Source organism: Pseudomonas sp. Ma2-10 (assembly GCF_054330215.1).
In genome coordinates this window covers 122,780-145,171 of record NZ_JBTEYL010000011.1, presented here as the reverse complement: position 1 = coordinate 145,171, position 22,392 = coordinate 122,780, and the positions used below count along the sequence as shown (strand labels likewise).

Here is a 22,392-nt window from a genome sequence, read left to right as displayed (position 1 = left end):
CGCCTGTATGTAGCGCCTGCCAGCAAATGGCCGGCTCAACTGTCATTTACGAGAGAAGTGGACAACCAATTTATCGCCGATTGTCTGCAAAATTTGAACTAACACGATCAGCATCACAACGGTGACAACCATCACGTCGTCCTGAAACCGCTGATACCCGTAGCGAATAGCAAGGTCACCCAAGCCCCCTGCGCCTACCACACCGGCCATGGCCGTATAGCCTACCAACGCAATGGCGGTCACTGTGATCGCCGCGATGATTCCAGGACGGGCTTCGGGCAACAGGGCCTTCATGACGATCTGCCGAGTCGTTGCACCCATCGCCTGCGTTGCCTCGATAATGCCGCGGTCCACTTCGCGCAAGGCGGTTTCAACCAGCCGGGCAAAGAAGGTCGAAGCGCCGACCACCAGCGGTGGAATAGCGCCAGCCACACCCAAGGACGTGCCTGTGATGAGAATAGTGGTTGGAATCATCACGATCAGCAGGATGATAAACGGCAGTGAACGTATCGCGTTGACTACGAAAGACAGCACCGAATAGACGTTTTTTTGCTCAAGCAATTGCCTTGGACTGCACAGGAACAGCAGGATGCCCAGCGGCAGCCCCAGGAGCACAGTGAACAATAGAGAGGAGCTGAGCATGATCATGGTGTCGCTGGTGGCAACCCAGATATCAACCCAGTCAACCTTATCGAAGTAATGCAACAAACCTTCCATCAGCGCAGCACCTCCATGTGGACGTCAGCCGCGGTGAAACGGGCGAACGCCGCTTCCATGTCGCCGCCGGTAACCGCCAGGGTCAGTTGCCCGTAGGGCACGTCTTTGATGCGGTCGATACGCCCGGCCAAAATACTGTAGTCCACACCCGTTTCCCTAGCGACGGTCCCCAGCAATGGTGCGTAGGTCGCTTCGCCCTGGAAGGTCAGACGCACGATGCGACCGGGAACGTGAGCGAAATCATCACGCTGTTCACTTTCGTCGATCTGATCGTCTTCTTGCACAAAGCGCTTGGTGGTCGGGTGCTTCGGATGCAGGAACACCTCGGCCACCGAACCTTGCTCGACGATTACGCCAGCGTCCATCACCGCGACCTGGTCGCAGACCCGGCGGATCACGTCCATCTCGTGGGTGATCAACACAATGGTCAACTTCAGCTCGCGATTGATCTCGGCCAGCAATTGCAGGACCGATGCAGTGGTCTGCGGGTCCAGTGCGCTGGTGGCTTCGTCGCACAGCAGGATTTTCGGCTTGGTCGCCAGAGCGCGGGCGATGCCGACACGCTGCTTCTGGCCACCGGACAACTGCGCCGGGTACTTCTTGGCGTGGTCGGACAGGCCGACCCGCGCCAGCAATTCGGCCACACGCCGGTCGATGTCGCCGCGCGACAGTTCACCGGCCAGGGTCAGTGGCAGCGCGACGTTGTCGGCCACGGTCTTGGACGCCAGCAAGTTGAAGTGCTGGAAAATCATCCCGACTTGCTGACGGAAGCGTCGCAGGCTGTTGGCGTCGAGCGCAGTGACTTCTTCGCCGTCGACGAATATCTTGCCGCCACTGGACTCTTCCAGGCGATTGATCAGACGCAGCAGGGTACTTTTCCCCGCACCGGAATGGCCGATCAGACCGAAGACCTGACCGTTCTCAATCGTCAGATTGGTCGGATGCAGGGCGGGAATATCCTTACCGGCGACGCGGTAAGTTTTGTGGACGTTTTGAAACTCGATCACGTAGCGAACCTTGTGGGGCGCGTTGGAAAAGGATCAGCGGTTAGCCGGGCGCGCATTTTAGCTTGTCCGTATAGAGGTTATTAGCATTTATTGCGCATTCAACCTTCCATTTGGCAATAACGCGATCAAAGGTTAGAAAAAAGGAACGGCGCAAAACGTCATCAGTCACTAATTAGGCAACTCGAAAACGCCCCCGGTCCGTGCCTGGGGTATTGCTCAAGAGTCCTGGCTACGGCGGGAATCGCAACGAGGAGTTTTGCCTGATGAGTACTAAAAAACCTGCCGCAACCAAAAGCGCACTGGCCGGCACCGATACCCCGGACCGCGCTAACACCAATGCCAAGCTCGACAGCCTGGAGCCATTTCGCTCCGACGCGACCGAACAGGCCCTGCGCACCAACCAGGGCGTGAAAGTCTCGGACAACCAGAACACGTTGAAAGCCGGCGCCCGCGGGCCATCGTTGCTGGAAGACTTCATCATGCGTGAAAAGATCACGCACTTTGACCATGAACGCATTCCCGAGCGCATCGTCCACGCCCGCGGCACCGGCGCTCACGGCTACTTCCAGAGCTATGAAACCCATTCCGTGCTGACCAAGGCCGGGTTCCTACAGGACCCAGCGAAGAAAACTCCGGTTTTTGTCCGTTTCTCCACCGTGCAGGGCCCTCGCGGGTCGGGCGATACCGTGCGGGACGTACGAGGCTTCGCGGTGAAGTTTTTCACCGACGAAGGCAACTTCGACCTGGTGGGCAACAACATGCCGGTGTTTTTCATTCAGGACGCGATCAAGTTTCCTGATTTCGTGCATGCGGTGAAACCCGAGCCGCACAATGAGATGCCCACCGGTGGTTCGGCTCACGATACCTTTTGGGATTTTGTGTCCCTGGTACCGGAGTCGGCGCACATGGTGATCTGGGCCATGTCCGACCGGGCGATCCCGAAAAGCCTGCGCAGCATGCAAGGCTTCGGCGTGCACACCTTCCGCCTGATCAATGCCGAAGGTAAATCGCGTTTCGTCAAATTCCACTGGCGCCCCACTGCCGGGACCTGTTCGCTGGTGTGGGATGAAGCGCAAAAACTCGCCGGTAAAGACACGGACTTCCACCGTCGCGACCTCTGGGAGTCGATCGAGATGGGCGACTACCCGGAATGGGAACTGGGCGTACAGATCATCGAGGAGGAAAACGAACATAAATTCGACTTCGACATCCTTGACCCGACCAAGCTGATTCCGGAAGAACTGGTGCCGATCACCCCCCTGGGCAAGATGACCCTCAACCGTAACCCCGATAACTTCTTCGCCGAAACCGAACAGGTCGCCTTCTGCCCTGGGCATATCGTGCCGGGGATCGACTTTTCCAACGATCCATTGCTGCAAGGTCGACTGTTTTCCTACACCGATACGCAAATCAGCCGACTCGGCGGGCCGAATTTTCACGAGATCCCGATCAACCGCCCGGTGGCCCCGTTCCACAATGGTCAACGGGATGCACTGCATCGCACCACCATCGACAAGGGCCGCGCGTCCTATGAGCCGAACTCCATTGATAGCGGTTGGCCGAAAGAAACGCCGCCGTCAGCACAAGATGGCGGCTTTGAAAGTTACCCAGAGCGCATCGACGCCGACAAGATCCGTCAGCGCAGCGAATCCTTCAGCGACCACTTCTCCCAGGCGCGGCTGTTTTTCCACAGCATGAGCAAGCACGAGCAGGAGCACATCATCTCGGCTTACAGCTTCGAGTTGGGCAAGGTTGAGCGGGAGTTCATCCGCGCGCGCCAGGTGAATGAGATTCTGGCCAACATCGATCTGGAACTGGCTAAGCGCGTGGCGCAGAACCTGGGGTTGCCCGCACCCAAAGCCGGGACGGTCGACGTACGCAAAACCTCACCGGATCGCTCGCCGGCCCTGAGTCAGGCCAACCTGCTGCCAGCGGATATCAAAACCCGCAAAGTAGCAATCCTGGCAGCCAATGGCGTCGATGGTGCAGCGATTGATGCCATGAAAAAAGCGCTGAAGGCAGAAGGTGCGCACGCCAAACTGCTCGGCCCGACGTCTGCTCCGGTGACCACCGCCGATGGCAAGACGCTGCCGGTCGATGCCTCGATGGAAGGCTTGCCTTCGGTGGCGTTCGATGCGGTGTTTGTGCCCGGTGGCGCGGCGTCGATCAAGGCGTTGAGCACTGACGGCGTGGCGCTGCATTACGTGCTGGAGGCGTACAAGCACTTGAAGGCGATTGCACTGCAAGGCGAGGCCAAACAGTTGCTGGATGTGTTGAAGCTGGAGGCTGATGCGGGGTTGATCGTGGGCACGGATGCGACGTTGATCAAAGCGTTTTTTGCCGCGATCGGGCAGCATCGGGTATGGGACAGGGAGCCGAAAGCCAAGGCAATTGCGGCCTAAATATCTTTGGCGTTTGGAATGACGCTATCGCGAGCAGGACTGAGAGAGCGAGCCTGCTCGCGAAGCAATTAAGGTCTACGTGGACTCAGAACCATCTGCGCAGGAATGTTGCGCAGAATCTGCTTCTCCAGATTCAGATCAAAATCCGCATCGATCTTCTTCACGCGTTTGGTCAGTAACGTGGTCAACCAAGGGAAGTCCTGGGTGCGTGGCGCCTGAATACTCACATCACACTGGTAATTCACCACATCGGCGGCGATCGCATCCAGTTGGCGACGAAGCTGGGCTATATCAGTCAGGTTCAATGCAACCGTGGTGCTTTCAGCCGTCGGATCAATCACTTTGGCCGGTGGCTTGGCTTCGGCAGCCATGAGCGCAGCTTCGGCTCTATCCAGTTCGGCTTTGCGGGCATTGACGATGGCGTTGTTGACCCCGCCGGTCAGCGCCGGAGCCTTGGGCATCAACGCGCGGGCGCGGCTCAGCGCCGTGGCAGCGGCATTCACATCGCCTTTTTGCAGCACGATCTGGCTGCGGCGCAGATAAGCTTCAGCCAGTTGTCGCTGGTATTGCTCAAGGGATTGATCATTGGCCGACTCAGCCTGCAAGGCAACGAGTTGATCTTCGGCAGTCGCCAGCTCACTGCTGGCGAGGCTTTGTTGCAGCTGTGCGATGGCCGTGGCCCGTGCACCGGTAGCCTCGGTGGCCGCCGGTGGCGTGCTTTGACAAGCGCCCAGTAGCAGCGAAAATGCGACAAGGAGCAGATAACGGGAGGCGAACAGCTTCATTCCTGCGACTCTCTATATGCGCAAAAAACGAGCAAGTCTACACCCCTCGACGGGGCAGGACAAAACTCAGCAGAAACAGTGCGGCGGCCGTCACAACAATCGAAGGGCCTGCCGGGGTGTCCTTGAACCACGACAGCGCCAGCCCGCCACAGACCGCGAGCATACCCAGCAGGCTCGCGCCCAGTGCCATCTGCTCCGGTGACCGGGCGTGACGTTGTGCCGCAGCCGCCGGGATGATCAGCAAGGATGTAATCAGCAACACACCGACGATTTTCATCGCCACCGCAATCACCACAGCGATCAGCAACATCAGGGTCAAGCGCAACGCCGCCACCGGCAGACCTTCAACCCTGGCCAGTTCTTCATGCACCGTGATTGCCAGCATTGGCCGCCACAACGTCACCAGCAAAGCCAGAACGGCCGCGCTGCCGCCGAGTATCCAGGCCAGATCGGTCGGACTGATCGCCAGCAAGTCGCCGAACAGATAAGCCATCAGGTCGATCCGCACTTCGTGCATGAAGCTTAGTACGACCAGGCCCAAAGAGAGCGTGCTCGGTGCGAGAATTCCCAAAAGCGTGTCGGACGCCAGCGATTGGCGCTGTTGCAAGGTCACCAGCAACACCGCCAACAGCAGGCAGCCTACGGTGACCGCAACAGTCGGGCTGACATCCAGCAGAAAACCCAGCGCCACACCGAGCAGTGCGGCATGGGAAAGGGTGTCGCCGAAGTAGGCCATGCGCCGCCAGACCACGAACGAGCCCAAGGGGCCCGCGACCAACGCCAAGGCCAGGCCTGCAAGCAGGGCGTAGAGCAGAAAATCAGCCATGCTTGCAGCTATCTCCGTGAACGTGGGGTGTGGCCGACGGGCCCGCGCTGACCACCGAGCCATGCAAGTCATGGGCGTGGTCGTGATGGTGGTGATAAATCGCCAGACTTTGGGCGTTCTTTCCGAACAGCTCGACGAAAGCCGGATCACCGCTGACTTGCTCGGGATGCCCGGAGCAGCAGACGTGACGGTTGAGGCAGACCACCTGGTCGGTGGTGCTCATCACCAGGTGCAGATCGTGGGACACCATCAACACCCCGCAGCCGTGACGGTCGCGCAATCGTGTGATCAGGCCGTAGAGCTCGGCCTGACCGGCCACATCGACGCCTTGCACAGGTTCATCGAGTACCAGCAATTGCGGCTCGCGCAGCAATGCCCGGGCCAGCAGCACCCGCTGCATTTCGCCTCCGGAAACACTTTGCACCGGGCTGTCGATCACCTGTTCGGCGCCGACTTCCTTGAGGGCCGCCAAGGCCATAGCGCGGTCCACGCCCGGCACCAGTCGCAAGAAGCGTAGCACCGACAGCGGCAGCGTCGGATCGACGTGAAGTTTTTGCGGCATATAACCGACCCGCAATTTCGGCTTGCGCCACACGCTGCCGCGGTCCGGTTTCAACAGACCGAGTACAGCGCGCACCAGCGTGGTCTTGCCGGCGCCGTTAGGGCCGATCAGGGTAACAATCTGTCCGGGCTCGACGCTCAGATCGATGTTATCCAGCACGTTTTGCCCGGCAAAGGTGACAGTAACCTGCTCGAGGCGGATCAGCGCGTTGCTCATCAAACCCCCTGGCAACCGGAGCAGAGGCCGACCACTTCAACGGTCTGGCCCTCGACGACAAATCCGACATCCTTGGCGCTACTGATGATCGCATCACTGATGGATTTCTGTTCGAGCTCGATGGCCGCGTGGCATTCGCGGCAGATCAGGAACTGGCCCTGGTGGGCGTGTCCCGGGTGATTGCAGCCGACGAAGGCGTTCAGCGAGGAGATGCGGTGTACGAGGCCGTTTTCCAGCAGGAAGTCCAGCGCACGGTACACGGTCGGCGGTGCCGCACGGCGCCCGTCCTGCTCGCTGAGTACCGCAAGAATGTCGTAGGCACCCAACGGCTTGTGGCTTTGCCAGACCAGTTCCAGCACCCGCCGGCGCAAGGCGGTCAGGCGCAGGCCTTGACGGGCGCACAGAGCATCGGCCTCAGACAATGCGCTATGGACGCAATGAGAGTGGTCGTGGGGACGGCTGGCAATCGGTGTTTTAGGCATGAGCGGCGACGAGTTTTGTGAGAGACGTTATTATGTTACCCGTTCTCGCCTCTTCGAGTGGTCATCGTGTCCCGACTTTTTTCTATCTTTGTCGCATTTGTCGCAAGTTTTCTGCTGATCAGTTCAGCTCACGCCAAAGTCAACGTTCTCACCAGTATCAAGCCTCTACAGCTGATCGCTGCAGCGGTGCAGGACGGCTTGGCGATTCCGGAAGTCTTGCTGCCGCCTGGTGCGTCGCCTCATAACTATGCCTTGCGCCCATCCGACATACGGAAGGTGCAATCGGTGGATCTGATTTACTGGATCGGCCCGAGCATGGAAGGTTTCCTGCCCCGCGTGCTGAATGGTCGTACGCTGCCCAGTGTCGCCGTGCAGGATTTACCGGGTCTGAAACTGCGACATTTCGCCGAAGATAGCCATTCTCACGCCGAAGAAGCCGACGAGCATGACCACGATCACCGCCCAGGCAGTCTGGACGCGCACTTGTGGCTTTCACCGGCCAACGCCCGTGTCATCGCCACAAAAATGGCTGCTGACTTGAGTGCAGCCGATCCGGCCAATGCCCCGCGTTATCAGAGCAACCTCAAGGCGTTCGATGAGCGTCTGGATGCAATGGATCTTCGCTTGAAGGCGCGCCTGGCCGGCATCGCAGGCAAACCGTACTTCGTATTTCACGAGGCCTTCGACTACTTTGAAGACGCCTACGGCCTCAAACACGCCGGCGTATTCAGCGTCGCCGCCGAGGTCCAGCCCGGCGCCCAGCACGTCGCGGCGATGCGCATTCGATTGCAGGAAATCGGCAAAACCTGCGTGTTCAGCGAACCGCCTCTGCGTCCACGCCTGGCGGAAACCCTGGTGGCGGGTCTGCCGGTGAAGCTGGCGGAACTGGACGCGTTGGGCGGGTACACGCCGGCGACCGCTCAGGGGTATGAGCAGGTGCTGGAGAAGTTGGGGAATGATTTGGCGGGGTGTCTGGAGTCGTTGTAACCCCATAAAAATGATCGTCCGAACGCGACCGGCGTTCGGACGATCTTTTGATTTTAAAGCGCGAAAGGCAAATGAGTACTGACGTGCTGCCGCTGTGCCAGACGCTGCTGGAACTCCATCGGATCGTGAATCAACACGTCCTGCCCGGCAAACGACGCAGCGGCGATCAACCGCGACAGCCAGAACCGCACACACGCCACGCGCAGCATGGTCGGCCACACCTGCGCCTCGGCCGCCGTGAACGGTCGCAGCGCGGCGTAAGCGCCAAGCAACGCCCTCGCTCGTGGCCCGTCGATCAACCCGCTCTCGTCCGAACACCAGTCGTTCAAGGCGATCGCCACGTCGTAGAGCATCGGCCCCGAACACGCGTTATAGAAATCGATCAACCCGGTCAGGTGCGTGCCTTCGAACATCGCGTTATCGCGAAACAGGTCGGCGTGGATATTGGCTCGCGGCAGCGCCAGAATTTCCGTCTTGTGCTGTGTGATTTCGTCCAGAGCCCGTTGCAGCAGATCGCTTTGCTCGGCATTGAGGTGCGACAGCAACTGCGTGCCCTCTTCAAGCATCCAGTCCAGGCCGCGATCAGTCTTGCGCTTGATCATGTTGGCCTGGGTCGCAAGGTGCAGATGACCGAGCAACTTGCCCACCTGAGCGCAATGCTGCGCATTGGCTTCCTTGATGTGCTTGCCGGCCAGACGTGGCTGCAACAGCGCAGGTTTGCCGGCCAGTTCGCGCAAGGCGACGCCGTCGGTGGTGCGCAAGGCGTAAGGCACGGGCAGGTCGGCCTCGTGTAGCACGTCGAGCAGTTCTATGAAGAACGGCATCTCCTGAACCGGACCACGCTCAACCAGGGTCAGGACAAATTCGCCTTGCTCCAGGCTGATGAAGAAATTGGTGTTTTCGCTACCGGCGGCAATCCCCTGGAAATCAAGCAGGCGGCCGAGCCCGTAAGGGGCGAGAAAGGTTTCCAGCTCGGGCCGAGCCAGTGGGGTGAACACAGACATGTTTGAACTGCCAGTACGGGCGCTGCTGCTTGAGCCAGCGCCGATTGAAATTAAGAAACTACTTCCACTCAAAGATCTTCCATGACGGAATCAGCATATCCGGCTGATCCGAGCGGATGAAGTTTGCATCTGTCCCGTCCGCACGCACCAGAAAATACGGCGGTGCACCCTTCGGGGTGACCTTGATCGCATACAGGAAACCATTTTGACGGTACTCCTGGATGGTTTTATCCCCTTCCGTGCGGATAGTGACTTGCGGCTCCGATGTCGGCGCATCGTCCGCCGCCAGGACGGCCAACGGAACGGATGCAAACAACCCAGCCAGCAACAGGCGATTTAGTGTGCGCATGATAACCTTGTCCCTTTGTCGTCAATGGTCCCGCTATTCTAGCGCCGGACCCGCCGAAAAGGTTGATCCTGCTCATGAGCCAAGCCCCCCTCGTCCTGGTGGACGGTTCTTCTTACCTGTACCGCGCCTTTCACGCCCTCCCACCACTGACCACGTCCAGAGGTCTGCCAACCGGCGCGGTCAAGGGCGTATTGAACATGCTCAAGAGTCTGCGCAAGCAGTACCCGCAAAGTCCGTTCGCCGTGGTGTTCGACGCCAAGGGCGGGACATTCAGGGACGACATGTTTGCCGAGTACAAGGCCAACCGCCCAAGCATGCCCGACGACATGCGTGTTCAGATCGAGCCGCTGCACCAGAGCGTGATGGCCTTGGGCTTCCCGCTCCTTTGCGTCGAAGGCGTCGAAGCCGATGACGTGATCGGCACCCTGGCCCGCAGCAGCGCGGCGGCCGACCGCCCAGTGGTGATCTCCACCGGCGACAAGGACATGGCACAGCTGGTCGACGGCCACATTACCCTGGTCAATACCATGACCGGTAGCGCGATGGACGTGGAGGGCGTGAAGGAGAAATTCGGCGTCGCTCCCGAGCAGATCATCGATTACCTGGCACTCATGGGTGATTCTTCCGACAACATTCCGGGCGTTCCGGGCATTGGCCCGAAGACCGCTTCTGGCCTGTTGGTCGGCGTGAACGGCGGCCTGACCGAGCTCTATGCGCAGCTCGACATCGTCCCGACCCTGCCGATTCGCGGGGCCAAAACCCTGCCGGCCAAGCTCGAAGAACACAGGGAGATGGCGTTTCTCTCCTATCAGTTGGCAACCATCAAGATCGACGTGCCGCTGGATATCGGCCTCGACGACCTGCAAATGGGCAAGCCGGATCACGACAAACTCGCCGAGCTCTACACCCTGCTGGAGTTCAAGAGCTGGTTCGAAGAGAACCAGCGCGACGCCAAGCGCTCCGGTCAGGAAGTCGTCGCTCCGGTGGCTGAAGAAGCGCCCGTCGATACCCAACTCAAGTACACGACAATTCTCACCCAGGCTGATTTCGACGTGTGGCTGAAGAAGCTCGACGACGCCAAGTTGATTGCCTTCGATACAGAAACCACCGGCATCGATGCGCAGCAGGCGCAACTGGTGGGGCTGTCTTTCGCTGTACAAGCCAACGAAGCGGCCTACATCCCGCTGACCCATTCCTACATGGGCGTGCCGGACCAACTCGATCGCGACACCGTGCTGCGCGCGTTGAAGCCGATCCTGGAAGACCCGAACAAGCTCAAGGTCGGCCAGCACGCCAAGTTCGACATGAACATTCTGGCCAACTGCGCCATCGGTGGCGATCAGAGCTGTGGTATCACCGTGCAAGGCATCGCCTTCGACACGATGCTCGAATCCTACGTGCTGGACTCCACCGCGACCCGTCACGACATGGACAGCCTGGCGCTCAAGTACCTGAATCACACCACCACCAGTTTTCAGGACATCGCCGGCAAGGGTGCCAAGCAACTGACGTTTGACCAGATATCTCTGGAGCTGGCGGGGCCTTACGCTGCCGAAGACGCCGACGTGACGCTGCGCCTGCATCAAACCCTGCAGGAAAAGCTTAATGCCATCCCAAGCCTGAGCAAGGTCCTGAGGGAAATCGAAATACCGTTGGTGCCAGTACTGGCACGGATCGAACGCCAAGGCGCGCTGGTCGATGCCAACCTGCTGGGCATTCAGAGCGTCGAACTGGGCGAGAAAATGATCGCCCTCGAGCGTGAGGCGTTCGCCATTGCCGGGGAAGAATTCAACCTCGGCTCGCCGAAGCAATTGGGGGTGATCCTGTACGAAAAGCTCGGCCTGCCAATCCTCAGCAAAACGGCCAAAGGCCAGGCGTCCACCGCCGAAGCCGTGCTGGCGGAACTGGCCGAACAAGATTTCCCGCTGCCCAAAGTACTGATGCAGTACCGCTCGATGAGCAAGCTGAAAAGCACCTACACCGATCGCCTGCCAGAGCAGATCAACCCGCGCACCGGGCGGATTCACACGTCTTACCACCAAGCCGTAGCGGCAACCGGCCGCTTGTCGTCCAGCGACCCGAACTTGCAGAACATTCCGATCCGCACCGCCGAAGGGCGTCGGATTCGTCAGGCCTTCGTCGCGCCAAAAGGCTACAAGCTGCTGGCAGCGGACTATTCGCAAATCGAACTGCGAATCATGGCTCACCTGGCCAAGGATGAAGGTTTGCTGCACGCGTTCCGCAATGACCTGGACGTACACAAGGCCACCGCCGCCGAAGTTTTCGGGGTTGAACTGGCAGACGTCACCACCGACCAACGGCGCAGCGCCAAGGCGATCAACTTCGGTTTGATCTACGGCATGAGCGCGTTTGGCCTGGCCAAACAGATTGGTGTTGATCGCAAGCAGTCCCAGGCCTACATCGACCGTTACTTCGCCCGTTACCCAGGCGTGCTGGCATACATGGAACGCACCCGCGCCCAGGCTGCCGAACAAGGATTCGTCGAAACCATCTTTGGTCGTCGCTTGTACCTGCCGGAAATCAACGCGAAAAACCCGGCCCTGCGCAAAGGTGCCGAACGCACGGCGATCAACGCCCCGATGCAAGGCACCGCAGCGGACATCATCAAAAAAGCCATGATTGCCGTGGATAGCTGGCTGACAGCATCAGGCCTCGACGCCAAAGTCATCCTGCAGGTGCACGATGAATTGGTTCTGGAAGTGCGTGAAGATTTGGTCGACCAGGTCCGCGATGAAATTCGCATACACATGAGCGACGCAGCGAAGCTTGATGTGCCGCTGTTGGTAGAGGTTGGTGTGGGAAATAATTGGGATGAGGCTCACTGAACCGCCTGAAAAGGCGTTTTCCGCTACGGCATAGTGCCGCGGCAGAAAGACCGAAGGGCTCTTAGTTCGGAAAGTTCGATGGCCTATTCCAAAGGCTTTCCAAAAAATTCTGAACTAATCCCCCGAATCGCCACTCAGAGTTACTGAATGGGTGGTGAAGCCCTTCGATGCTCCTAATGTTGTGTTAAGTGTTGGCAGATATCTGGACCTCCCCCTAGCGGTCCGGAACTTGAACCCCGGAACTTCCCCCTCCCCATAAGAAGTCCGGGGTTTTTTTTGCCCGCAGTTTTTGTAAATGAGCTTACTCCGCGAGCTCGGCGCCCTTGTCCGCCAGTTCCATCCAACCCGCCAGTACAGTGTAGGCGTCTTCCAGGCCCATGCGTTTTGGCGCCGAAAACAGCTGGATGCTGATCGCATCTCCCCAACCCTTACGGATGTCTGCCTGAACCTTGAGCAGGACGTTTTTCGCCGCCCCGTAGGTCAACTTGTCGGCTTTGGTCAGCAAAATGTGCATCGGCATGCCGCTGGCGACAGCCCAGTCGAGCATCAGCAAATCGAAGTCGGTCATTGGATGACGGATGTCCATCATCAAAATCAGCCCCTTCAAACTCTCACGACCGCCCAGATAAGCTTCCAGGTGACGCTGCCAGTGCAGCTTCAACGGGATAGGCACTTTCGCGTAACCGTACCCCGGCAGGTCGACCAGACGACGATCATCGTCTAGCTTGAAGAAGTTCAAGAGCTGCGTGCGACCCGGAGTTTTCGAGGTCCGCGCAAGGCTGGCGTGCGTCAAGGTGTTCAGCGCACTGGACTTGCCGGCGTTGGAACGCCCGGCGAAGGCCACTTCAAAGCCTTCGTCGTCGGGACATTGGTCGACTTTGGCAGCGCTGAGCATGAAGGTGGACTGTTGGCACAGGCCGAGGATGGGGTTCTTGAGTTGCATGGGATTTCCGATGTGGGCGGCGCCGGGAATGGACGCGGCGAGCAGTGTCGTTTCCGTTTCAGTGACGCCAGTATATAATGCCGCAGATTTTGTGTGCGCTTTGTCCCAGCGTAGGATGAAGTTCACGAGAGCGATTGACCTTGATTGCGCACTAGAACGCAGAACGCTCTCAACCCTGAAAAGGTCGTTTTATGACGAAATGGCTGCTAGCTGCCGGTGTCTTGATGCCGCTTTACAGCGCTCAGGCTACACAGGATCCAGAAGCTGTGTACAACCGTGTTTGTGGTGCCTGTCATTCCGGCCAACTGCCCATGGCGCCCAAAAAGGGCGATCAGGAAGCTTGGACGCCGAGGTTGGCGAAAGGTATGGAGACGCTGGTGCAACACGTGACCCAGGGTTTCAAGGCGATGCCGCCGCGTGGTTTGTGCATGGACTGCAGTGCCGAGGATTACCAAGCAATCATCCAGTGGATGAGCGAGTGATCCCGGCCCATAACTCTTTAACCCTTAGCCGTAGTTGGATTAGCTGATGAACAAATTGATCGTGAGTCTGCTGTTGACCGTGGGGATCTCCGGCATTGCCCATGCTGCAGGTGATGCGACTGCTGGTCAGGCGAAAGCCGCAGTATGTGGCGCCTGTCATGGCCCGGATGGCAACAGTATGGCGCCTAACTTTCCGAAACTGGCAGGCCAGGGCGAGCGTTATCTGAACAAGCAGTTACACGACATCAAGTCCGGCAAACGCACGGTACTGGAAATGACGGGCTTGCTGACCAACCTGAGCGATCAGGACCTGGCCGATATCTCCGCCTACTTCGCCAGCCAGAAAGGCAGTGTTGGCGCCGCCGACCCCAAAGTCGTTTCTCGCGGTGAAGCACTGTTCCGCGGCGGCGATCTGGCCAAGGGCCTGCCAGCGTGCACCGGTTGCCACTCGCCAAATGGTGCGGGTAACGCAGCCGCCGGCTTCCCACATTTGGGCGGCCAGCACGCTCAATACATCGCCAAACAACTGACCGACTTCCGCAAGGAAGAAGCCGGCCGCACCAACGACGGCGACACCAAGCCGATGCAAAGCATCTCCAAAAAGCTGAGCGACGAAGATATCGCAGCGGTGTCCAGCTACATTCAAGGTCTGCACTAAGACCGACGAATAGGGCGTTGCGCGAGGTGTACACCTTCCGCAACGTTAACGCTCGATTAATCCGTCGATGCAAGCATAAAAAGGGTGGCTTTGGCCGCCCTTTTTTGTGGCCGCTGCCGTTACACTACAGAACTCAACCCCGCCAAGACCTGTCTGAAAACAGGTCGCGCGAGGCGACCAAAATTGTCCAGGAGTAAAGCATGCGTAATCTGATCATCAGCGCCGCACTCGTCGCTGCCAGCCTGTTCGGCATGACCGCCCAAGCGGCTGAAGCACCCGCAGCGCCATATGTCGAACTGACCAATCCCGTCCCGGTAGCTGTGCCTGGCAAGATCGAAGTGGTGGAGCTGTTCTGGTACGGCTGCCCGCACTGCTACGCTTTCGAGCCCGTGATCAACCCATGGGTTGAGAAACTGCCTTCCGACGTGAACTTCGTCCGCATTCCGGCCATGTTCGGCGGCCCGTGGAACGCACACGGCCAGATGTTCCTGACCCTTGAAGCCATGGGCGTCGAAAACAAGGTTCACGCAGCAGTGTTCAACGCAATTCAGAAAGAACACAAGAAGCTGGTCGACAAGAATGAAATGGCAGACTTCCTGGCCACCCAAGGCGTAGACAAGGACAAGTTCCTGGCCACCTTCGACTCCTTCGCCATCAAGGGTCAGATCGTCAAGGCCACTGACCTGGCCAAAAAGTATGAAATCACCGGCGTACCGACCATGATCGTCAACGGCAAGTATCGCTTCGACGTGGGCTCTGCCGGCGGCGCCGAGCAAGCATTACAACTGGCCGACAAGCTGATCGACAAAGAGCGAGCGGCTAACAAGGCTGCTGCCAACTAAGCGCGGCGACTGCCATGCGCCGCTGGGGCACTGAACGCGTCGTTGGCCTGCATGATCCGCGGGTCAACGAACATCATCTGGAATCGACGGGCCTGCCCGCAGACAGTCGTCTGCGCTTGCTCAGCTTCAATATCCAGGTCGGCATCAGTACCGAGCGCTATCGGCATTACCTGACCCGAGGCTGGCAGCACCTGTTGCCGCACACCGGGCGGGCCGGCAATCTGCAAAAAATCGGCAATCTACTGGGCGACTTCGATCTGGTCGCCTTGCAGGAAGTCGATGGCGGCAGCTTGCGATCAGGCTACGTCAACCAGGTCGAACACCTGGCTCAGCTCGGCGCATTCCCTTACTGGTATCAACAACTCAATCGCAATCTCGGACGCCTCGGCCAGCACAGCAACGGGGTGCTCAGCCGCCTGCGCCCGTGGGCGATTGAAGATCATCCGCTACCGGGACCCAAAGGTCGCGGGGCGATTCTGGTGCGCTTTGGCGAAGGCCCTGAGGCGCTGGTGGTGGTCATGATGCACCTGGCGCTGGGCGCTCGCGCCCGCAGCATGCAACTGGCTTATATCCGCGAGTTGATCGGCGGCTATAAACACCAGGTGCTGATGGGGGACATGAATACCCATGCCAGTGACTTGCTGCAAAATTCGCCGTTGCGTGACCTCGGCCTGCTCGCGCCGCAACTGGAAGCGACGTTCCCTAGCTGGCGCCCGCAGCGCTGTCTGGACCATATTCTGCTGAGCCCCACCCTGACCCTTGAAAAGGTTGAAGTGCTGGCACAACCCATTTCCGATCACCTGCCGGTCGCGGTAGAGATTCGTCTGCCGGGTTCGCTCACGGCTGATGCATTGCCCGCGTTGAGTCCTGCCCCTCGCGGATCCCATGAATGAGCGACGAAGCACAGCGCTGGAAAGAGAAATACCTCAAAAGCATCGAACAACAGGAAAAGCTCGAACGTCGATGGGACGCCCGGCTCGACCTGCTGCGTCGTGGACTGGTGCGCAGCACACTGGCAGCCGAGGGCACCGACCGCGTCGTTGATCAATGCATGAAGGAAATGCGTGAAGTCGTGCGCACCGACGACATGGACGCGGGCCTGGCCGCCCTGCTTCCGCGGCTGGAAAAAGCCGTGCTCGATTCAGAACAACGCCGGGAAACCCGGGTCAACCAGACCAGCGCTGCATTGACCGCGCTGGTCTCGCAGTTGCAAACATTGCCGCTACCGCGCGAAGTAAGCCGGCCGCTGAAACACTTCGCCAAGCAACTGGATGCAAGAGTCGGGCAAGCGCGCGAAATTCCGTTGCTGCTCAGCGAGCTGAGCGGTCTGCAAGGCAAAGCCCTGAATCAGCTTGAAAACCCGGCGGAACCGGGGCGCCCCGGTTTGCTGCAGCGACTGTTTGGTAGCCGTGAAGCGGATGATGCGGCTTCACAGATGACCTCCGGCACCTTCCCGACGCCCGCCCCGCAACCAGCCGAAGCAGTTGCCGCGCCCGCTACTGCATCCGAGCCTCCGATGATCGAGGCTCCGCCAGCAGCAACGCCTGCTCCTGCAGTTGAAGCGCTTGCCCCGTCGGTGCTTGAGCCGGAGCAGACTCCAGAGACGCAATCGCTGCCGCAATCGCAATCGCAATCGCTACCGGACGACATAGAGCATCCAGAAGAACCCGCTCCATCAATCATCGAGCCAGAAACACAGGCTCAACCGGCTATCAATCCCGACGAACTGACCCCGGTGGTCTATCTCGACAGCCTGCCGCTGCCCCCCGCCATGGCGCAGGTGCTGGCCGCCGTAGAGACTGAACAATTCGAGCCGGATGCTCTCTACTCCCTGCCAGACTCACCCGAGCCATCCTACAGCTCGGTGGCCAAGCATATCGAAGACACGCTACTGGGCCTGCTCGACGACCTGACGCTGCCCGAGCGTCATCGTCCGCAAGCCGAAGCGATGCGTGATCGCCTGCAAAACGGTTTGAATTGGTACGAACTGCTGCCAATCCTCGACGATCTGGCAACCTTAATGCTGGCAATCACCGACAGTGGCCAGCATGAATTCGAAGCCTACTTGCAACAGCTAAACGAACGCCTCGAGTCGTTCCAAAGCAACTTGCAAGCCGCCAGCGAAGGCCATGCCGACAACCGTTCCGCCGCCCGCGAGATGGACACGCAGATCCGCGAACAGGTCGACGGCTTGCAGAGCAGCATGCAGGAAGCCGCCAACCTGGACGACCTCAAACACGTTCTGGAAAACCATCTGGAAGGCCTGCTCGGCACCATGGACCAGCACCAGAAGCAGCGTGACGAGCGCGAGCAGGACGCTGCAGCCCGCCTCCATAGTCTGGCCGAACGCGTTGCGCACATGGAGCAGGAAGCCTTGGGCTACCGCGAGCATCTTGAAGAGCAGCGTCAGAAAGCCTTGATCGACCCGCTCACTGGCCTGCCTAACCGGGCAGCCTGGAGCGAACGGCTGGATAGCGAAATAAACCAATGGCAACAACACGGCAACACCCTGTTGCTGGCAATGCTCGACCTCGACCATTTCAAACGCATTAACGACAACTATGGCCACCTGGCGGGCGACAAAGTACTGAAAATCATCGCTGGCGTGCTACAAAAGCGCCTGCGCGGGACGGATTTCATTGCCCGGTTCGGCGGTGAGGAGTTTGTCCTGTTGATGCCAGACACAGTGCCAACTGCTGGTGTGAAACTGCTGGAAAAGCTGCGCGCCTCGATCGAAGCCTGCCCTTTCCACTTCAAGGGTGAGCCAGTAACCATCACCATTTCCATGGGCCTGACTGCATTTAAGCCCGGCGAACATAGCGATCTGGTGCTCAAAAGAGCCGATCAGGCCCTATATCGCGCGAAACATGCCGGCCGTAACCAAGTGGCACTAGGGTGACGGTCAAGTGTTCCATTTTGTTTAAAACTTCGCGTTGGCCGTCTGCGCACAAGTCAGTACGTTACACTGTTGCATTACTGTCCTGTGTGTATTGCCTTCTGCCATGAAATATCTATCGCTCATCGTGTCGCTGATTCTGCTGGCCGGTTGTGCCAGCGGCCCCCGGTTCGACACCCGTCACCCTTCAGCCAATTTCGACAGCCGCATTCAGTTCGTGGTGGTGCACTACACCTCCACGTCACTGGAGCGCTCGCTGCAACTGCTGACCCACGGAGAAGTCAGCAGCCACTACCTGATTGGCGACGACAAGGGCGCCACCATCTACAAGCTAATGGATGAAAACCTCCGAGCCTGGCACGCCGGGGATAGCGAATGGCAAGGCCGGACCTGGTTGAACTCCAGCTCCATTGGCATCGAAATCGTCAATCCAGGTTTTAAAGACACCCCTGCCGGGCGCCTTTGGTACCCCTACAGCGAAGACCAGATCCAGTCCCTGATCGTCCTGCTCAAGGGCATCAGTAAGCGTTACGCCATCAATCCTCGCAGCATCATCGGCCACAGCGACATCGCCCCGCTGCGCAAGCTTGATCCGGGGCCGCTGTTCCCCTGGAAGCGCCTGGCTGCCGAAGGCCTGGGAATCTGGCCGAACGAGCAGGCCGTAACGCGTCAGCAAACACAGTTCGAAGTACAACTGCCAACTATCAGCTGGTTTCAGGCACAGCTGGCCCGCCTGGGCTACCCCACGCCTCAAACCGGCGAACTGGATGTAGCAACGCGTCATGTGATTGCGGCCTTCCAGATGCATTTCCGGCCGTCACGTTTTGATGGCACACCGGATGCGCAAACCGCGGCACTTCTACAGGTCTTGAACCAGACAAAATAATGACGCCCGCCCGACGGTCAGGGCTTTTTTTCAATCTGCAGCTATAACTCATTGGTAATTCTTCGGATATTCCCTATGCCTGCTGCTCGAGAGACCTTACGTAGTTGGTTCTATCGCCCTTGGTTTTTGGCGATGCTAGCTGCTGTCTTGAGCGCAACACTCCTGATGGTCGGCAGTCTGTTCGTGGCCATGCACCAAGTCGAACAGAGCGAAAGCGAAGAAATGAATGCTCAGGGCGAGCGCTTCCTTGCTCGTCTGGAACAACTATTCGGGCAGTTGCGTGAAAGCCTAGACGACCTGGAAGCCCAGCCGTTACGCGGCTGCGATGACGAAATGATCGCGGCCTTGCAACAGGTCGGCTTCAATTACCGTTTCGTTTACGAAGCCGCTTATATGGACGCCTTGCGGATCTGTTCCAACCGCCCCCGCCAGGAAGGGCTGTCGGTGATAAGGCCGCCAGACATCAAGGGGCCGACCTACAGCTACTGGCTGAACACCACTACCGAACCCGATGAAAACCGCGCCGCGCTGATGCTCGGACGCGGCAATTTTCGTGTCGCGACGTCTCGCGGGCATTTGACCGACATGGTCGACTTGCCACCGGGAAGCAGCCTGCTGGTGGTGCTCGACCAAGGTAGGCGCGCGATTCCGGTATTGGGTGTCTCACAGGTCTGGCCACCCACCGAACCCTGGCCCCCGAAAAGCCGCGACGCGCTACAAGTGACGCAGACCCGCTTGATTTACCGCATGCCCACCAACAACCCTGTATACCAATTGGTACTGATCAGCCCCCGCACCGGCATGCATGTACCCACTGTCTGGTGGTTGCTGCTGCCGGCCAGCCTGGCGCTATCCATATGCGTGGGCTTTCTGGCGTTCCTGCTGGTGCGCCAGCGACAGTCGCTGGACGCCGAATTGACGGGCGCCATACGACGCGGCGAATTGCAGGTGTTGTATCAACCGATCTTTGACCTCGACAGCCGCAACTGTGTCGGGGCAGAAGCCTTGCTACGCTGGCGAAGGCCGGACGGCACCTTGACCAGTCCCGACCTGTTCATTCCGATGGCGGAGAACACCGGCCAGATCCGCCAGATGACCGACTTCGTCCTGCAGCGCCTGCTTGAGCAACTGGGTCAATTGTTGCGGGCCAATCCGCAACTGTACATCTCTGTCAACCTGGCGGCCTGCGACGTCATGGTGCCGCGTATCGGTGAGGTGATGGCTCGCCTGCTGACCTTGCACCGCGTCGCCGCAAAGCAAATTGCCTTTGAGGTCACCGAGCGGGGATTGATCGATGTCGTGGTAGCCCGGGAAAACCTGCAAGCCTTGCGGGATGTCGGGCATCAAGTGCTGATTGATGACTTTGGCACCGGCTATTGCAGCCTCGCCTATCTGCAAACCCTGCCAGTCGATTGCTTGAAAATCGACAAGGCTTTTATCGATGCGCTGGGTCATGACGCTGCAAGTAGCGGTGTCGCTCCCCACATCATTCGCATGGCCCAAGCCCTGCAACTCAAGGTGATTGCCGAAGGCATCGAACTTGAATCCCAGGCGGCGCTTCTGAGCAGTGAAGGCGTGAAATTCGGTCAGGGTTGGCTATTCGCCCATGCGTTGAGTGCGGTGCAGCTCATTGAGCTGATTACCCGTGGTCGCCGATTGGCTGCCCGACGTCTCGATGACGAAGCCTGAAGCGGCTGTGGCTTAAACCGACAGCGCCATATAGAACTGAGTACCCTGCCCTGGCCGCGAATAAACACCCATCCGACCGCCGTGCAACTGCACGATTTCCTTACACAGTGCCAGACCGAGCCCGGCACCGCCCTTCTTGCGACCCACCTGTACAAAGGGTTCGAAAATTCGCCCCTGCTGACCATAGGCAATGCCTTCGCCGTTGTCCTCGACGCTGATAATCACTCGTTCTCCATGGCGTCGAGCCTGCAAACGTATTTGCCCGCCAGCAGCGGTGTGGCGCAACGCGTTGTCGATCAGGTTGTCGAGCACCCGGTCCAGCTGCGGTTGATCGGCCTGCAATCGCGGTAATGGCCCTTGCACATCCACCAGCAGGTCGATGCCCTGCTCTTCTGCCGGGCCGACAAAACGTGCCCGCGCCTGTTCCAGCAAACCCTCGACGGAGCACGGCGCCAACGTGAGTTTCTGCAATCCGTTCTGGTAGCGGGAGAAATTCAGCAGGTCGTTGATCAACTGCATCAAGCGCTGCATCTCTTCATTCACGGTATCCAGCAGATCGGCTTCACGCGAGTCCTTGGCAAAGTGCGCGCGTTCGCGAAACAGGCCGAACGCCATGTGCATCCCGGTGACCGGCGTACGCAATTCATGGGAGGCGCGCAACACGAACTCGCTACGTACCCGCTCAAATGCCCGCTGTTCGGTGACGTCATGCAGCACCATCACGGCGCCCAGAATATGCCCCTGTGTATGACTGACCGGCGTCAGGCTAAAGGTCAGCAACCGCGACTCACCGTCGACCTCGATACTCAGGTCCTCAGGCGCCCGCTCCAGGGTGTCGCCGCGCAGTACCAGTTGCAGCTGATCATCGAGCTCGGGACGCTCAAGCGCCGTACTCAGACCTTGACCGAGACGATCGCTGTCCCAACCCAACTGACGCTGCGCCACTGGATTGAGGTGTTCCAAACGGCCATCGCGATCAATCATCAACAGCCCGTCGTCGATACTGTCGAGCACCGCCTGCAAACGTTGCTGGCCTGCGAGCAGTTCATCGACATTGGTGGCCTGATGCACGCGCAGGGCCTCGGCCATGATGCCGAAGCTCTTGGTCAACTGGTTCATTTCCACGGCCGAGGAAATCGGTAGCGTCACTTCGAAATTGCCTTGGCCAATGTTGTCCGCCGCTTGGGCCAGGGCCTCGATCGGTGCACCAAAACGTCGCGCGATAGCGTGAGCGGTGATGAAGCCGATGATCAGCACCGCCAGCCCCACCAGCCCGAGCAGGCCGGCAACCAGCAGCGCCCTCTCCCGAGCCTGCCGTTCGGTGGCATTGATGTTATCCAGCGCACGCTGTTGCTCGACGATCAAACCATCGCGCAGTGCATTGAATTTTTCGGTGAGCGCTTCGTTGCCACTCAACACCTGCGTCGAGTCACGTGACAGGTCGTATGCCTGCAGAAAGCTCAGGTAGTCAGTCTTGGCCTGTTCAAAACCGCTTTGGAGCTCATCGCCCGCCTGGGCATGGACAATGCCGTCATCAAGCAACTGCAAATAATGCTGCTTGGACGCCTCGAACGCTGCAGGATCCGGCGTCTTGCGGAGCATGATCATCAGTTGATCGCCCAGGGTCCGACGCAATTTCAGTCCCAGGTCGAGTGTGACGAAATTATCGCGAATCAGCGCTTCCTGGGAACTCGCCATCTGCATCACGCTGACCAGCCCGAGCAACAGCCCAAGCAGCGCCACGGTGATCAGTGCGGAAATACTCAGAAATAACCGCGTGCGCAACTTCATCGCCAGTCTCATCGGAGACAGC

General features: G+C 59.0%; 20 protein-coding genes. 10 read left to right on the top strand and 10 right to left on the bottom strand.

Annotated features, from left to right (window positions below):
• Positions 1 to 42 precede the first annotated feature (42 nt).
• Together ACXPVS_RS15550 and ACXPVS_RS15545 are read right to left on the bottom strand one after the other, a co-directional pair.
• Positions 43 to 717, bottom strand: coding sequence for a methionine ABC transporter permease (locus tag ACXPVS_RS15550; RefSeq protein ID WP_458510721.1), 675 nt, complete (start codon positions 715 to 717; stop codon positions 43 to 45).
• A complete protein-coding gene (locus ACXPVS_RS15545; protein ID WP_458510720.1) occupies positions 717 to 1,724 on the bottom strand; it encodes a methionine ABC transporter ATP-binding protein in 1,008 nt (335 codons plus the stop codon). The genes ACXPVS_RS15550 and ACXPVS_RS15545 overlap by 1 nt, the downstream gene beginning before the upstream one ends.
• Positions 1,725 to 1,987: 263 nt before the next feature.
• On the opposite strand from ACXPVS_RS15545, the gene katE reads away from it, so the two are divergent.
• Entirely contained in the window at positions 1,988 to 4,126 is a 2,139-nt protein-coding gene (gene katE / locus ACXPVS_RS15540) for a catalase HPII (RefSeq protein ID WP_458510719.1), read from the top strand.
• 68 nt (positions 4,127 to 4,194) lie between these two features.
• Here the strand turns inward: katE and ACXPVS_RS15535 are convergent, their stop codons facing one another.
• Genes ACXPVS_RS15535 through zur form a run of 4 tightly spaced genes read right to left on the bottom strand, consistent with a single transcriptional unit; the run spans position 4,195 to position 6,997 of the window.
• Positions 4,195 to 4,911, bottom strand: a complete 717-nt coding sequence (locus ACXPVS_RS15535; RefSeq protein WP_458510718.1) for a PA5502 family lipoprotein — start codon at positions 4,909 to 4,911, stop codon at positions 4,195 to 4,197.
• A 37-nt stretch (positions 4,912 to 4,948) separates the two neighbouring features.
• Positions 4,949 to 5,737 (bottom strand): zinc ABC transporter permease subunit ZnuB, encoded by a 789-nt coding sequence (znuB, locus tag ACXPVS_RS15530; RefSeq protein ID WP_458510717.1) that lies wholly within the window; start codon positions 5,735 to 5,737, stop codon positions 4,949 to 4,951.
• Positions 5,730 to 6,515, bottom strand: coding sequence for a zinc ABC transporter ATP-binding protein ZnuC (gene znuC, locus ACXPVS_RS15525; protein WP_458510716.1), 786 nt, complete (start codon positions 6,513 to 6,515; stop codon positions 5,730 to 5,732). The genes znuB and znuC overlap by 8 nt, the downstream gene beginning before the upstream one ends.
• A complete protein-coding gene (gene zur, locus ACXPVS_RS15520; RefSeq protein WP_033059798.1) occupies positions 6,515 to 6,997 on the bottom strand; it encodes a zinc uptake transcriptional repressor Zur in 483 nt (160 codons plus the stop codon). Before zur ends, znuC begins: the two co-directional genes overlap by 1 nt.
• Positions 6,998 to 7,063: 66 nt before the next feature.
• On the opposite strand from zur, the gene ACXPVS_RS15515 reads away from it, so the two are divergent.
• Positions 7,064 to 7,984 (top strand): zinc ABC transporter substrate-binding protein, encoded by a 921-nt coding sequence (locus ACXPVS_RS15515; RefSeq protein ID WP_458510715.1) that lies wholly within the window; start codon positions 7,064 to 7,066, stop codon positions 7,982 to 7,984.
• A gap of 53 nt (positions 7,985 to 8,037) precedes the next feature.
• Here ACXPVS_RS15515 and ACXPVS_RS15510 read toward each other — a convergent pair whose 3' ends face one another.
• A complete protein-coding gene (locus ACXPVS_RS15510; RefSeq protein ID WP_458510714.1) occupies positions 8,038 to 8,988 on the bottom strand; it encodes a homoserine kinase in 951 nt (316 codons plus the stop codon).
• Between the two features lie 58 nt (positions 8,989 to 9,046).
• Positions 9,047 to 9,337 carry a DUF2782 domain-containing protein gene (locus tag ACXPVS_RS15505; protein WP_458510713.1) on the bottom strand — a complete coding sequence of 97 codons (291 nt, stop codon included), beginning with the start codon at positions 9,335 to 9,337 and terminating at the stop codon, positions 9,047 to 9,049.
• Between the two features lie 74 nt (positions 9,338 to 9,411).
• On the opposite strand from ACXPVS_RS15505, the gene polA reads away from it, so the two are divergent.
• Positions 9,412 to 12,183, top strand: a complete 2,772-nt coding sequence (polA, locus tag ACXPVS_RS15500) for a DNA polymerase I (RefSeq protein ID WP_458510712.1) — start codon at positions 9,412 to 9,414, stop codon at positions 12,181 to 12,183.
• Between the two features lie 301 nt (positions 12,184 to 12,484).
• Here the strand turns inward: polA and yihA are convergent, their stop codons facing one another.
• Positions 12,485 to 13,126 (bottom strand): ribosome biogenesis GTP-binding protein YihA/YsxC, encoded by a 642-nt coding sequence (gene yihA, locus ACXPVS_RS15495; RefSeq protein ID WP_046044882.1) that lies wholly within the window; start codon positions 13,124 to 13,126, stop codon positions 12,485 to 12,487.
• A gap of 191 nt (positions 13,127 to 13,317) precedes the next feature.
• On the opposite strand from yihA, the gene ACXPVS_RS15490 reads away from it, so the two are divergent.
• From ACXPVS_RS15490 to ACXPVS_RS15460, 7 genes are all read left to right on the top strand, one after another.
• Complete coding sequence (locus tag ACXPVS_RS15490) at positions 13,318 to 13,608, top strand: c-type cytochrome (protein WP_008156007.1); 291 nt, start codon at positions 13,318 to 13,320, stop codon at positions 13,606 to 13,608.
• Between the two features lie 46 nt (positions 13,609 to 13,654).
• Positions 13,655 to 14,266, top strand: coding sequence for a c-type cytochrome (locus tag ACXPVS_RS15485; RefSeq protein WP_458510711.1), 612 nt, complete (start codon positions 13,655 to 13,657; stop codon positions 14,264 to 14,266).
• 200 nt (positions 14,267 to 14,466) lie between these two features.
• A complete protein-coding gene (locus ACXPVS_RS15480; RefSeq protein WP_458510710.1) occupies positions 14,467 to 15,108 on the top strand; it encodes a thiol:disulfide interchange protein DsbA/DsbL in 642 nt (213 codons plus the stop codon).
• A 14-nt stretch (positions 15,109 to 15,122) separates the two neighbouring features.
• Positions 15,123 to 16,001 (top strand): endonuclease/exonuclease/phosphatase family protein, encoded by an 879-nt coding sequence (locus tag ACXPVS_RS15475; RefSeq protein ID WP_458510709.1) that lies wholly within the window; start codon positions 15,123 to 15,125, stop codon positions 15,999 to 16,001.
• On the top strand, positions 15,998 to 18,007 hold the full coding sequence (locus ACXPVS_RS15470; RefSeq protein WP_458510708.1) for a GGDEF domain-containing protein: 2,010 nt from the start codon (positions 15,998 to 16,000) through the stop codon (positions 18,005 to 18,007). The genes ACXPVS_RS15475 and ACXPVS_RS15470 overlap by 4 nt, the downstream gene beginning before the upstream one ends.
• A gap of 103 nt (positions 18,008 to 18,110) precedes the next feature.
• Entirely contained in the window at positions 18,111 to 18,890 is a 780-nt protein-coding gene (locus ACXPVS_RS15465; protein ID WP_458510707.1) for an N-acetylmuramoyl-L-alanine amidase, read from the top strand.
• A gap of 75 nt (positions 18,891 to 18,965) precedes the next feature.
• Positions 18,966 to 20,579, top strand: a complete 1,614-nt coding sequence (locus tag ACXPVS_RS15460) for an EAL domain-containing protein (protein ID WP_458510706.1) — start codon at positions 18,966 to 18,968, stop codon at positions 20,577 to 20,579.
• A 12-nt stretch (positions 20,580 to 20,591) separates the two neighbouring features.
• On the opposite strand, the gene ACXPVS_RS15455 is transcribed toward ACXPVS_RS15460, so the two are convergent.
• Entirely contained in the window at positions 20,592 to 22,382 is a 1,791-nt protein-coding gene (locus ACXPVS_RS15455) for an ATP-binding protein (protein WP_458510705.1), read from the bottom strand.
• Positions 22,383 to 22,392 lie beyond the last annotated feature (10 nt).

Coding starts and splice junctions, on each gene's coding strand:
- ACXPVS_RS15510 (WP_458510714.1), bottom strand. CDS start 8,988: ATGTCTGTGTTCACCCCACTGGCTCGGCCCGAGCTGGAAACCTTTCTC.
- ACXPVS_RS15470 (WP_458510708.1), top strand. CDS start 15,998: ATGAGCGACGAAGCACAGCGCTGGAAAGAGAAATACCTCAAAAGCATC.
- znuC (WP_458510716.1), bottom strand. CDS start 6,515: ATGAGCAACGCGCTGATCCGCCTCGAGCAGGTTACTGTCACCTTTGCC.
- katE (WP_458510719.1), top strand. CDS start 1,988: ATGAGTACTAAAAAACCTGCCGCAACCAAAAGCGCACTGGCCGGCACC.
- ACXPVS_RS15455 (WP_458510705.1), bottom strand. CDS start 22,382: ATGAGACTGGCGATGAAGTTGCGCACGCGGTTATTTCTGAGTATTTCC.
- polA (WP_458510712.1), top strand. CDS start 9,412: ATGAGCCAAGCCCCCCTCGTCCTGGTGGACGGTTCTTCTTACCTGTAC.
- znuB (WP_458510717.1), bottom strand. CDS start 5,737: ATGGCTGATTTTCTGCTCTACGCCCTGCTTGCAGGCCTGGCCTTGGCG.
- ACXPVS_RS15475 (WP_458510709.1), top strand. CDS start 15,123: ATGCGCCGCTGGGGCACTGAACGCGTCGTTGGCCTGCATGATCCGCGG.
- yihA (WP_046044882.1), bottom strand. CDS start 13,126: ATGCAACTCAAGAACCCCATCCTCGGCCTGTGCCAACAGTCCACCTTC.
- ACXPVS_RS15460 (WP_458510706.1), top strand. CDS start 18,966: ATGCCTGCTGCTCGAGAGACCTTACGTAGTTGGTTCTATCGCCCTTGG.
- ACXPVS_RS15550 (WP_458510721.1), bottom strand. CDS start 717: ATGGAAGGTTTGTTGCATTACTTCGATAAGGTTGACTGGGTTGATATC.
- ACXPVS_RS15465 (WP_458510707.1), top strand. CDS start 18,111: ATGAAATATCTATCGCTCATCGTGTCGCTGATTCTGCTGGCCGGTTGT.
- ACXPVS_RS15535 (WP_458510718.1), bottom strand. CDS start 4,911: ATGAAGCTGTTCGCCTCCCGTTATCTGCTCCTTGTCGCATTTTCGCTG.
- ACXPVS_RS15490 (WP_008156007.1), top strand. CDS start 13,318: ATGACGAAATGGCTGCTAGCTGCCGGTGTCTTGATGCCGCTTTACAGC.
- zur (WP_033059798.1), bottom strand. CDS start 6,997: ATGCCTAAAACACCGATTGCCAGCCGTCCCCACGACCACTCTCATTGC.
- ACXPVS_RS15480 (WP_458510710.1), top strand. CDS start 14,467: ATGCGTAATCTGATCATCAGCGCCGCACTCGTCGCTGCCAGCCTGTTC.
- ACXPVS_RS15505 (WP_458510713.1), bottom strand. CDS start 9,337: ATGCGCACACTAAATCGCCTGTTGCTGGCTGGGTTGTTTGCATCCGTT.
- ACXPVS_RS15485 (WP_458510711.1), top strand. CDS start 13,655: ATGAACAAATTGATCGTGAGTCTGCTGTTGACCGTGGGGATCTCCGGC.